The sequence below is a fragment of the Enterobacter sp. JUb54 genome (assembly GCF_014298075.1).
Taxonomy (GTDB): Bacteria; Pseudomonadota; Gammaproteobacteria; order Enterobacterales; family Enterobacteriaceae; genus Klebsiella; species Klebsiella lignicola.
This window is the reverse complement of sequence record NZ_CP060418.1, coordinates 3,770,465-3,782,401: the sequence shown is the minus strand read 5'-3', so window position 1 is coordinate 3,782,401 and position 11,937 is coordinate 3,770,465. Positions and strand designations below refer to the sequence as shown.

Genomic DNA, 11,937 nt, shown 5'->3' with positions numbered 1-11,937 from the left:
GAGAGGAAAAGGAGTAAAGCATGAAAGCCATAATGTTGATGTTCGATTCACTGAATAAGCAATTGCTGTCGGCTTACGGCAGCGATCGCGCCATCACGCCGAATTTTCAGCGCCTGCGGGAGCGCACGGTACGTTTTGACAACTTTTTTGTCGGGAGTATGCCCTGCATGCCGGCCCGCCGGGAGCTGCACACCGGGCGCTATAACTTTCTGCACCGTGGCTGGTCGCCGCTGGAGCCGTTTGATGATTCCGTCCCGGAAATACTGAAGAAAAACGGTATCCACAGCCATCTGGTTACCGACCATAAACACTACTGGCGTGACGGCGGCGCGACCTATCATTCGCGCTACAGCACCTTTGAGTTCGTGCGTGGTCAGGAGGGCGATGCCTGGAAAGGCGTCGTGGATAAGCCGCAATATCGGTATGAGTCCGGGGAACCGAACGAGATCAAGCAGCGGCGAATTGCCAGCCGGGTGCAGCATCAGATCAACGTCCAGTTCATGCAGAATGAAGAGGATCATCATCTGGCGAGGACGATCGGCAAGGGGCTGGAGTTTCTTGAAACCAACCATGCCAGCGATAACTGGTTCCTGCAGCTGGAATGTTTCGATCCGCATGAGCCGTTTTTCGTGCCGGAAAAATACCTGAAAATGTACGGGATCGACGATCCGTCGCAGTTTGACGGCTGGCCGCCATACTACTTTGTGACCGAAACCGATGAGCGCAAAAGCCTGATCCAGAAGTATTATATGGCGCTGTTGACCATGGTGGACGCCTATGTCGGCAAGGTGCTGGATTATATGGATCGTTACGATCTCTGGCAGGACACCTTGCTTATCGTCAATACCGACCACGGTTTCTTGCTTGGGGAGCATGAGTGGTGGGGTAAAAATATTATGCCGCTGTATAACGAAGTGGCAAATATTCCCTGCTTTATCTGGCATCCCCGGTGCGGTGGCGCGGGAGAATCGCGGCAGTCGCTGGCACAGACCATCGATCTTCCGGCGACGCTGCTGGATTACTTCGGGCTGGATAAACCAGCGGATATGCAGGGCCGGTCATTACTTCCGACGCTGCTCGACGATACGCCGGTGCGGGACTACGCGCTGTTTGGCTACCATGGCTGCCATATCAACATTACCGATGGCCGCTATGTGTATATGCGCTCGCCCGTTGAGCAGGGTATTGATGGTCTGTACGAGTACACGCTGATGCCGACCCGTATCAATCGCCGCTTTACGCCGCAGGAGCTTGAAAAGACGACGCTGCACCCGCCATTCGCCTTCACCAAGGGCTGTCCGGTGATGAAGATCCCCGCGGAGTCGGTGATGACCAGAGGGGCCGATCGCTTTGGTCACCGTCTGTATGACAGCGCGGCGGACCCGGCCCAACTGACGCAATGTCGTGATGAAAGCGTGGCGCAGCGGCTGAGTGAGCAGATGATAGAGATGATGCGGGAAAGCGATGCCCCTGCTGAGCTTTATCCGCGCTATGGATTGACCGGGTCACCGGCGGCGCTGCTGGGGCTGGACCCGAACATCCTGCCAGAGCTTGCCGGGTTTGCGCCGCAGGTCCGTTATGGCCTGTTTGCGCTGCTGCAGCATCTGGAAGGGAGCGGGCAGTTCGATTTGGCGCAGAGGCTACAGGCGGCCTGCCGGGCCGACTGGGATCGGGAAAATCTGTGGGCCTTCGTGCATAACCAGGTTCCGCAGGAGCAGCATCAGAGCGTGTACTATAAGATGGCGTTAGAAATGCGACTGGACTGAGTGGTATCCCCGGCGACGGCCGGGGAAAAAGGAGTAGAAGTAGATGAAAGAAGAGCTGGATTATTCCCGGGGCGCGAAACCTTTATACGCCCAGCTATACGACATCCTGCTGGAGAGGCTGAAAACCGGCACCTACAAAAAAAATGATGTGCTGCCCACGGAAGCGGAGTTTGAAGAGCTGTTTGGCGTCAGCCGGATCACCGCGCGCCGCGCGCTGGCGGAACTGGTTGCGAAAGGGCTGGTAAAGCGCCAGGCGGGTATCGGTACGATGGTGATCAGCACCTCGGAGAAACAGGGGGTCAAAACCCGCATTCGCTTAGTGGATGGGCAGCAGCAACATCCTATCTCGCGTAATAACCTGAAGCTGGAGCTCCTGCTGCCGCCTGAGCCGATCGCGCGTGAGTTTGGCCTGGCGCCAGATGGCATGCTCTATCGCCTGACCCGCACCATCTTCCGGCAAAATGAGCTGCCTGCTCAGGTGAACTATATCTGGCTGACCCCGCGTCTGGGGACATTGACGCTGGACATCTTCGACGGCGGCTTGTACAGCATGCTGGAGAAAAATAACGAAAATATTGAAAGCTTTCAGGATGTAATTACCGCGGAGCTGCCGACGGAAAGCGACTGCGCCATTCTGCAGATTAGCGCCTCTGAGCCGCTGCTGGTGAAAACCCGTAAAGGCTATAACGACCGGGGCGAGCTGGTGGAGTTTGGCATCGCCAGACATATCGCCAGCTGCTACCAGTATATTGTCGAGAACAGCCGATGAAATGGCTAAGCCAGGGGAAGGCGCCGGATTATCGTTTTTCGCTGGCGAATGAGCGAACGTTCCTTGCCTGGATCCGCACCGCGCTGGCCTTTATGGCGGCGGCGATTGGGATCGACCAGCTGGCGACAAACTTTGCCTCCGCGCATGCCCGCGAGCTACTGGTCAGTGGTTTAAGCCTCACGGCGGCGCTGCTGGCCTGGTACGCGTACCGGCGCTGGGCCGGCAACGAACGTGCGATGCGCACAGGCGCTGATTTAGCCTACCCCAGAATGCTGATCTGGCTCAGTAGCGGGCTGGCGATCGCCATCTTGCTGACGCATGCGGTGCTGTTTCTGCGATGACGATGACCCGTCGGCCCCGTGACCCAGGACTTCAGCCGGAGCGCACCGCGCTCTCCTGGCAAAGAACTACCTTTTGCGTGTTGCTCCTCGCCCTGGCCGCGACGCGCGGCGGGTTTTCTCGTGGCGAGATGGCGGTGGCTGCCCTTGGCGGCATCGCCGCCGCGCTGGCGGTCGTGCTGATGGTGGTCTCGTATTGCCGTCAAAAGCAGGCGGTCATGGAGCGAGAGCTCACCACCCACTCTTCGCTGCTGGTTAAGCGACTGCTGAGCATCATCCTGAGCCTGGTCGCCCTGTCGCTGGTGCTTCCGGCGTTGCTCAGGCTGTAATGAAAAGGATAGATCTGCGATGACAATCACCGGATGCCACGTGATGGCGAAGCCCACGGGATCGGTATGTAATATCGACTGTACGTACTGCTTCTATCTGGAGAAAGAGGCGCTGTATCCCGAGCGCAATACCCACTGGCAGATGTCTGACGAGACTCTGGAACGCTATATTCGTCAGCATATTGACGCCCAGGCGGGAGATAGCGTGACCTTTGCCTGGCAGGGCGGCGAGCCGACCATGATGGGGCTGGCGTTTTTCCGCCGCGTCATGGCGTTGTGCGACAAATATGCCGGCGGGAAAAAGATAACCCACGCGCTGCAAACCAACGGGATCCTGCTGGATGACGCATGGGCGCGTTTTTTTGCCGAACATCGCTTTTTGATTGGCCTGTCGATAGATGGCCCCGCAGCGCTGCATAACCAGTATCGTGTGAACCGGGCCGGAAAGGGCACCCATGACCGGGTCATGGCGGCGATGTCGCTGCTCAAAGCCCATCACGTTGAATTTAATACCTTAACCGTCGTCGGCAAACACAACGTTGAGCATGCCCTTGAGGTGTATGAATTCCTGGTTGCGGCAGGTTCGCGCTATATCCAGTTTATTCCGCTGGTTGAACGGCTGAGCAATGACGCTTCGTCGGCGCTGCAGCTGGTGCTGCCCGGCGAAAGCGCCGCAAGGCTTGCCCCGTGGACCGTACCGTCGTGGCAGTTTGGCGACTTTCTCTGCCAGATTTTCGATCTGTGGGTCCGGCGCGATGTCGAGCGGGTCTCCGTGCAGATGTTCGACGTGGCGCTGGCGGCCTGGGCCGGGCAACCGCCGGTGCTTTGTGTCCATTCGGCAACCTGCGGCCACGCTTTTGCCCTCGAATCAAATGGCGATCTGTATAACTGCGATCATTTTGTCTACCCGGAACATAAGCTGGGCAATATTCATCAGCAAACCATCCACGAGCTTAACCATAGCGAACAGGCGATCGCCTTCGGGCAGGCTAAAGAAGATCGCTTAACCGCAGACTGTCGTCGTTGCGAGTTTCGTCCGGTATGCCACGGTGGCTGCCCGAAGCACCGGTTCGCGGTCTCGCCGGGCGGCCATCCGGGCCACAACTACCTGTGTGCGGGCTATAAGCACTTTTTCAAACATATCACTCCGTATATGAACGCCTGGCAGCAGCTGCAGGAAAATGGCTACCCGCCGTCAGCGATCGCGCAATGGCTGGCACACGAGGCACAGCAGGCGCCAACGGCGGCGAAGCGCAACGATCCCTGCCCGTGCGGGAGCGGCCGCAAGTACAAAAGATGTTGTGGGTCGTAGCCTCAGCGCGGCGGGAAAATGCGGCACTGGCCTGCGAAATCGTCCCGGCTGGGCTACGCTTAGCGGCACGATATAGGCCAATCCTGTAAGCCAACCATTTCCGGGAGCGAACGATGACCGGGCACGACGACTCAACGCGCACTTTACGTTTTGCCATTAACCTCGGGAACCCGGTTCTCGCCACCTTATTGCCCGATAACACACCGGGTGGGATCTCCGTCGCGCTCGCCAGCAAGCTGGCCGCTGAGTGCGGTCGCGAAGCGCGGTTTATCACCTGGCCGACGGCCGGAAAAGTGGTGGAAGCTGCCCTGCAGGACCAGTGGGATATTGCCTTCCTGGCGATAGACCCCGCTCGGGAAGACGCGCTGTGCTTCACCCGGCCCTATATCACCATTGAAAGCACCCTGATGGTCAGAGATGCCAATGAGATTCGCTCTGTGCAAGAGATGGACAAGCCTGGGGTGACGATTAACGTCGGCAAAGGGGCTGCCTATGAGCTGTATCTGATTCGAACCTTAAAGCAGGCGACGATGCGGCAGTACGCCACGTCCCAGGAGGCGATCCGCGCGTTTATCGACGGTGAGGGGGATATGGTTGCCGGCATTCGTCAGCCGCTCTGCGGCGTGGCGCAGCAATACCCGCAGTTTCGCGTCCTGCCCGATAGCTTCAGTCAGATACAGCAGGCGATTTGCGTACCGCGTACCCGGCTCCAGCACTACGCTTTTATCCGAGATTGCCTGGCAAGGTGGCTCGATGACGGGACGATTGCCGATATGATTCACCACCATATCGGCAACCGGTAGCGGCTTAAGCGCGTTTGCCACCGTACTGGGCAAACCATGCCAGCATGCGCTGCCAGCCGTCTTTGGCTGACTCTTCATGGTAGCTGGCGCGATAATCGGCATTAAAGGCGTGATCGGCTTCCGGGTAGACGATGATTTCCGCTTTGGCGTTGGCGGCACGTAGCGCCTGACGCATGGTCTCCACCGTATCCTGCGGAATGCTGGCATCTTTGCCGCCGTACAGTCCCAGAACCGGCGCGTTGAGATCGACCGCGATATCCACCGGATAATTCGGCGTGTTCAGGGTTTTCTGGCCCACCAGTTTCCCGTACCAGGCCACCGCCGCTTTCAGCTGCGGATTGTGTGCGGCATACAGCCAGGTGATGCGACCGCCCCAGCAGAAGCCGGTGATCAGCAGCCGATGGGCATCGCCTTCGTGACGCGCGGCCCAGCTGGCAACATGGTCGAGGTCTGCCAGTACCTGAGCATCCGGCACTTTGCTGACCAGTTCCTGGAACAGCGTGGGGATGTCGGTGTAATCATTGGGATCGCCCTGGCGGAAGTAGAGTTCTGGTGCGATCGCCAGATATCCTTCCTGTGCCAGACGGCGGCAAATATCGCGGATATGTTCATGAACGCCGAAAATCTCCTGCACCACGATGACGACCGGCAGCAGGCCATCAACGTTTTTCGGGCGAGCGTGGTACGCCGGCATATTCTCTCCCTGAGTCGGGATCGACGTTTCGCCGGTGATAATGCTCTCCTCCGAGGTATGAACAGCGGTAGAAGCGTGCGGCGTGGCTGCAGGCGCAAAGCCAGGTTGCTTGGTTGTGGTCATGGTATTCTCCGTACCCTTTAATTATTAGCGCACCGATAACTATAGACCCTAAATACTGCAATAGACGTTATCGATCGGACGTTAACGAACCACACTGCCTCAAACAGACTATCTTTTGTTCAGGCTCGGTGAATATAACTTGTTAATGTGATGTTTATCACTTTTTAATGGAAAATCATTGCAATGATTTTCATCTGTAGTGATTAGCATCACAAAACTATGCGGATAGCTTCTGTAAAGTACCGTTTTGCTTCTGCTGATAATTCGACCCACAGAGGAGTTTTTTATGTCTAAGTCTGATGTTTTTCATCTCGGCCTCACCAAAAACGATTTACAAGGGGCTACGCTGGCTATCGTCCCTGGCGATCCGGAGCGTGTGGAAAAGATCGCCGCGCTGATGGATAAGCCGGTTAAGCTGGCATCTCATCGCGAATTTACCTCCTGGCGTGCCGAGCTCGATGGCAAGCCGGTTATCGTGTGCTCCACCGGTATCGGTGGCCCGTCCACCTCCATCGCCGTTGAAGAACTGGCTCAACTGGGGGTTCGTACTTTCCTGCGTATCGGCACCACCGGCGCAATCCAGCCGCACATCAATGTCGGCGACGTGCTGGTGACCACCGCATCCGTGCGCCTTGACGGCGCGAGCCTGCACTTTGCACCCATGGAATATCCGGCAGTAGCTGACTTTGCGTGCACCACTGCGCTGGTTGAAGCGGCGAAATCGATCGGCGCGACCACGCATATTGGCGTAACCGCATCGTCTGATACTTTCTACCCAGGCCAGGAGCGTTACGACACCTTCTCAGGTCGCGTCGTTAACCGCTTCAAAGGCTCGATGGAAGAGTGGCAGTCAATGGGCGTGATGAACTACGAAATGGAATCAGCGACGCTGCTGACCATGTGCGCCAGCCAGGGCCTGCGCGCCGGGATGGTGGCCGGGGTTATCGTGAACCGTACCCAGCAGGAAATTCCGAATGCTGAAACCATGAAGAAAACAGAAAGCCACGCGGTAAAAATCGTGGTGGAAGCGGCTCGCCGCCTGCTGTAGTTTCCCCTCTATTCATGCCAGGCCGGATCTTCCGGCCTTTCTTTTTTGCGCAGCGCCTCGCAGGAAATTCCTTTTCAACTGGACGTTTGTACAGCACAATTCTATTTTTGTGCCGTAAGCCGTTGCCGCAGGGGGCGTTGTGGATATCTCGATTATGATAAGTGCCATCGTGGCGCTGGCCGTCGGGCTGGTTGCTGGATGGCTGGCGACCAAAGCCAGAGCCGACCAAATCCGTGCCGATCTGATCGAAGAGCGTCGTGAGCTGGATATTGAGCTCAGCGCCGCGCGCCAGCAACTGGTACAGGAGGCCCACTGGCGCGATGAATGCGAGCTGCTGAACAACGAGCTGCGCAGCCTGCGTGAAATCAACACCTCGCTGGAGGCCGACCTCCGCGAGGTCACCACTCGTCTTGAATCCACCCGCATGCACGCGGAAGATAAAATCCGCCAGATGGTCAACAGCGAGCAGCGCCTGAGCGAGCAGTTTGAAAACCTGGCAAACCGCATTTTTGAACACAGCAACCGCCGCGTGGATGAACAGAACCGGCAGAGCCTGCACGGCCTGCTGACGCCGTTACGTGAACAGCTGGACGGTTTCCGCCGCCAGGTGCAGGATAGTTTTGGTCAGGAGGCGCGCGAGCGGCATACCCTGGCGCATGAAATTCGCAACCTGCAGCAGCTGAATGCCCAGATGGCTCAGGAGGCGCTGAACCTGACCCGGGCGCTCAAAGGGGATAACAAAACCCAGGGCAACTGGGGCGAAGTGGTGTTAACCCGCGTGCTGGAGGCATCCGGGCTGCGCGAGGGTTACGAGTACCAGACCCAGGTGAGCATCGAAACGGAAGGTCGTTCGCGCATGCAGCCCGATGTGATCGTCCGTCTGCCGCAGGGGAAAGACGTGGTCGTTGATGCAAAAATGACCCTCGTCGCCTATGAACGCTATTTTAACGCCGAAGATGACTACACCCGCGAGGCGGCGCTGCAGGAACATATCGCCTCGGTGCGTAACCATATTCGTTTGCTGGGGCGCAAAGACTATCAACAGCTGCCTGGCCTGCGTTCGCTCGACTATGTCCTGATGTTTATCCCCGTTGAGCCGGCATTCCTGCTGGCGATAGACCGCCAACCTGAACTGATCACCGAAGCGCTGAAGCACAACATCATGCTGGTCAGCCCGACCACGCTGCTGGTGGCGCTGCGCACGATTGCCAACCTCTGGCGCTATGAACACCAGAGCCGTAATGCACAGAAAATCGCCGAGCGTGCAGGGCGTCTGTACGACAAAATGCGGCTGTTCGTCGACGATATGTCGGCCATCGGACAGAGCCTCGACAAAGCGCAGGATAACTATCGCCAGGCGATGAAAAAGCTGGCCTCCGGGCGCGGCAACCTGCTGGTGCAGGCCGAGTCCTTCCGTGAACTGGGCGTGGAGGTCAAGCGCGAGATTAATCCTGATTTAGTTGAACAGGCGACCGCCCAGGATGATGAATATCGTTCTGAAGAGGACGAAAACGCGCTGGAAGATAACGAATTTATGTCCGATCCGGCCCACCAGAAGATGTCTGCGGAGCCCTCTACGCCACGTTGAAGCGTATGGGAAATGCGCTGAATCTGTTACACTCGACGAACATTTTCTTGATAAGCAGGCATTGAGATGGTTGAGGATTCACAAGAAACGACGCACTTTGGTTTTCAGACGGTAGCCAAAGAGCAGAAGGCGGACATGGTGGCACATGTATTCCATTCTGTGGCCGCGAAATATGATGTTATGAATGATCTGATGTCGTTCGGTATTCATCGCTTGTGGAAGCGTTTCACCATTGATTGCAGCGGCGTGCGCCGTGGTCAGACTGTACTGGATCTGGCGGGTGGCACCGGTGACCTGACGGCGAAGTTCTCCCGTCTGGTGGGTGAAACGGGTCGCGTTATGCTGGCCGATATCAACGACTCAATGTTAAAAATGGGCCGCGAAAAGCTGCGTAATATCGGTATCGTCGGCAACGTAGAGTACGTTCAGGCGAACGCAGAAGCGCTGCCGTTTGCCGATAACACCTTTGACTGCATCACAATTTCGTTCGGTTTACGTAACGTCACGGATAAAGACAAAGCGCTGCGTTCCATGTATCGCGTGCTGAAGCCGGGCGGACGCCTGCTGGTGCTGGAATTCTCGAAGCCGGTCATTGAGCCGCTCAGCAAAGCCTATGATGCCTACTCCTTCCATGTGCTGCCGCGCGTAGGGGAACTGGTCGCGAAAGATGGTGAAAGCTACCGCTACCTGGCCGAATCTATCCGAATGCATCCGAATCAGGACACCCTGAAATCCATGATGCAGGACGCCGGTTTTGAAAGCGTTGACTACTACAACCTGACGGCGGGTATCGTTGCGCTGCACCGCGGCTATAAGTTCTGACAGGAGGGAGCCTATGCCTTTCACACCGCTGGTCACCGCCGGCATTGAAACCACCCTCAATACTTTTCTCTGGCGGGACAAAGCGTTAAAACCTGCTCGTCAGCGCCTGTTGGGGAAAGTGCTGCGCGTTGAGCTCAAAGAGCTGTCGACGCCGGTCGTGCTGGTTTTCAGTGAACGCCAGATCGACGTACTGGGGGCCTGGGAAGGCGATGCCGACTGTACGGTGATGACCCGTCTCAGCGTGTTGCCGCAGCTGCGGAATCGCCAACAGCTGACCGCACTTATCCGCAGCGGTGACCTGGAAGTGCAGGGCGACCTGCAGGTGGTGCAGAACATGGTGGCATTATGCGACCTGGCAGAGTTCGACCCCGCGGAACTGCTGGCACCCTATACCGGCGATATCGTCGCGGAAGGTTTCAGTAAACTGTTTCGTTCCGGGGCACGCTTTCTGTTACACGGCGCGCAACGCCAGCAGCGCTATGTCGCTGAGGCGTTGACCGAAGAGTGGCGTCTGGCACCGGGACCGCTGGAAATGGCGTGGTTTGGTGAAGAGACGGCCGCGGTAGAACGCACCCTTGCTGCTTTGGAAAAACGGCTGGAAACGCTGGAGGGCAAATGACGCCAGGAGAATTACGGCGCCTGTATCTTATCATCCGCACCTTTTTGAGTTACGGGCTTGATGAGCTCATTCCCAAAATGCGTATTACGCTCCCGCTACGCCTCTGGCGGCGGACGCTGTTCTGGATGCCGAACCGCCATAAAGACAAACCACTCGGTGAACGTTTACGCCTGGCGCTACAGGAGCTGGGGCCGGTGTGGATCAAGTTCGGTCAGATGCTCTCCACCCGCCGCGACATGTTTCCGCCGCAGATTGCCGATCAGCTTGCGTTGTTGCAGGATCGTGTGGTGCCGTTTGATGGCCAACTGGCTAAGCAGCAGATTGAGCAGGCGATGGGCGGTCTGCCCGTCGATGCATGGTTTGATGATTTCTCGATTGAACCACTGGCGTCAGCCTCGATTGCGCAGGTGCATACCGCACGCCTGAAAGCTAACGGCAAAGAGGTCGTTATCAAGGTGATCCGCCCGGACATCGTGCCGGTGATCAAAGCGGACATGAAGCTTATCTACCGCCTGGCGCGCTGGGTGCCACGGCTGTTACCCGACGGCCGCCGTCTGCGCCCGCAGGAAGTGGTTCGCGAATACGAAAAAACGCTGCTGGATGAACTCAACCTGTTGCGTGAATCGGCAAACGCGATTCAGCTACGGCGCAACTTTGAAGACAGCCCGATGCTCTATGTACCGGAGGTCTACTCCGATTACTGCAGCGAAAACATGATGGTGATGGAGCGGATTTACGGGATCCCGGTCTCTGACATTGACGCGCTGAACGCACAGGGCACCAACATGCAGCTGCTGGCCGAGCGTGGCGTGCAGGTCTTTTTCACCCAGGTCTTCCGTGACAGCTTCTTCCATGCGGACATGCATCCGGGCAATATTTTCGTCAGCTACGACCACCCGGAGAACCCACAGTACATCGGGATTGACTGCGGCATTGTGGGCTCGTTGAACAAAGAAGATAAACGCTATCTGGCGGAAAACTTTATCGCCTTTTTCAACCGCGATTACCGCAAAGTGGCCGAGCTGCACGTCGATTCAGGCTGGGTTCCACCGGACACCAACGTGGAAGAGTTTGAGTTTGCCATCCGTACGGTTTGCGAACCCATCTTCGAAAAGCCGCTGGCGGAAATTTCGTTTGGCCATGTTCTGCTGAACCTGTTTAACACCGCCCGGCGCTTCAATATGGAAGTCCAGCCGCAGCTGGTGTTGTTGCAGAAAACATTACTTTACGTAGAAGGGTTAGGCCGCCAGCTCTATCCTCAGTTAGACTTATGGAAAACGGCGAAACCTTTCCTTGAGTCGTGGATTAAAGATCAGGTTGGCATTCCGGCACTGGTGCGTGCGTTTAAAGAAAAAGCGCCGTTCTGGATTGAAAGAATGCCGGAAATCCCTGAGCTGGTGTATCAGACGTTGCAGCAGAGCCGACAGTTGCAGACCAGCGTGGATACCATCGTGCGCGACTTCCAGGTGCGACATGTGCGCCAGGGACAGTCCCGATATCTGTTTGGTATAGGTGCGGTTCTGTTACTGAGTGGTACGCTGCTGTTCATCCATCGCCCGGAATGGGGCATGATGCCGGGCTGGCTGATGGCCGCAGGCGTCGTCTCGTGGTTGATTGGCTGGCGGAAAACGCGCTGACAGGTATTGTCTTTTTTATCGCGCATGCGTTGTGGCATGGAGTCATGCGAGTGGCCTGACACTGAGGCGGCCCGCGGGTTGACGTGTAT

Annotated in this window: 12 protein-coding genes; 11 read left to right on the top strand and 1 reads right to left on the bottom strand. The window is 57.1% G+C overall.

The features are described 5' to 3' along the window. The first annotated feature begins 20 nt into the window (after positions 1–20). From HF679_RS17425 to HF679_RS17400, 6 genes are all read left to right on the top strand, one after another. The gene (locus HF679_RS17425) at positions 21–1,766 is read left to right on the top strand and encodes a sulfatase (RefSeq protein WP_123758095.1); all 1,746 of its coding nucleotides are present in this window, start codon (positions 21–23) and stop codon (positions 1,764–1,766) included. A 43-nt stretch (positions 1,767–1,809) separates the two neighbouring features. After that, on the top strand, positions 1,810–2,535 hold the full coding sequence (locus HF679_RS17420; RefSeq protein ID WP_187042251.1) for a GntR family transcriptional regulator: 726 nt from the start codon (positions 1,810–1,812) through the stop codon (positions 2,533–2,535). Continuing rightward, positions 2,532–2,876, top strand: a complete 345-nt coding sequence (locus tag HF679_RS17415; RefSeq protein ID WP_123758093.1) for a YidH family protein — start codon at positions 2,532–2,534, stop codon at positions 2,874–2,876. The genes HF679_RS17420 and HF679_RS17415 overlap by 4 nt, the downstream gene beginning before the upstream one ends. Further along, positions 2,873–3,202: a DUF202 domain-containing protein gene (locus tag HF679_RS17410; RefSeq protein ID WP_123758092.1), complete on the top strand. Its 330-nt coding sequence runs from the start codon at positions 2,873–2,875 to the stop codon at positions 3,200–3,202. The genes HF679_RS17415 and HF679_RS17410 overlap by 4 nt, the downstream gene beginning before the upstream one ends. A 19-nt stretch (positions 3,203–3,221) precedes the next feature. Then, positions 3,222–4,514, top strand: coding sequence for an anaerobic sulfatase maturase (locus HF679_RS17405; RefSeq protein WP_123758091.1), 1,293 nt, complete (start codon positions 3,222–3,224; stop codon positions 4,512–4,514). Between the two features lie 113 nt (positions 4,515–4,627). Next, entirely contained in the window at positions 4,628–5,317 is a 690-nt protein-coding gene (locus HF679_RS17400; protein ID WP_123758090.1) for a transporter substrate-binding domain-containing protein, read from the top strand. A gap of 4 nt (positions 5,318–5,321) precedes the next feature. Here HF679_RS17400 and HF679_RS17395 read toward each other — a convergent pair whose 3' ends face one another. After that, positions 5,322–6,134, bottom strand: coding sequence for a dienelactone hydrolase family protein (locus HF679_RS17395; protein WP_123758089.1), 813 nt, complete (start codon positions 6,132–6,134; stop codon positions 5,322–5,324). Positions 6,135–6,420: 286 nt separating this feature from the next. Here HF679_RS17395 and udp point away from each other — a divergent pair, with 286 nt between their 5' ends. From udp to ubiB, 5 genes are all read left to right on the top strand, one after another. Beyond that, positions 6,421–7,182, top strand: a complete 762-nt coding sequence (gene udp, locus HF679_RS17390) for a uridine phosphorylase (RefSeq protein WP_123758088.1) — start codon at positions 6,421–6,423, stop codon at positions 7,180–7,182. A gap of 139 nt (positions 7,183–7,321) precedes the next feature. Next, the gene (gene rmuC, locus HF679_RS17385) at positions 7,322–8,770 is read left to right on the top strand and encodes a DNA recombination protein RmuC (protein ID WP_174510368.1); all 1,449 of its coding nucleotides are present in this window, start codon (positions 7,322–7,324) and stop codon (positions 8,768–8,770) included. 66 nt (positions 8,771–8,836) lie between these two features. Next, positions 8,837–9,592, top strand: a complete 756-nt coding sequence (gene ubiE, locus HF679_RS17380; RefSeq protein ID WP_123758086.1) for a bifunctional demethylmenaquinone methyltransferase/2-methoxy-6-polyprenyl-1,4-benzoquinol methylase UbiE — start codon at positions 8,837–8,839, stop codon at positions 9,590–9,592. 13 nt (positions 9,593–9,605) lie between these two features. Then, a complete protein-coding gene (locus HF679_RS17375) occupies positions 9,606–10,211 on the top strand; it encodes an SCP2 domain-containing protein (protein ID WP_123758085.1) in 606 nt (201 codons plus the stop codon). Continuing rightward, positions 10,208–11,848, top strand: coding sequence for a ubiquinone biosynthesis regulatory protein kinase UbiB (gene ubiB, locus HF679_RS17370; protein ID WP_154145227.1), 1,641 nt, complete (start codon positions 10,208–10,210; stop codon positions 11,846–11,848). The genes HF679_RS17375 and ubiB overlap by 4 nt, the downstream gene beginning before the upstream one ends. Positions 11,849–11,937 lie beyond the last annotated feature (89 nt).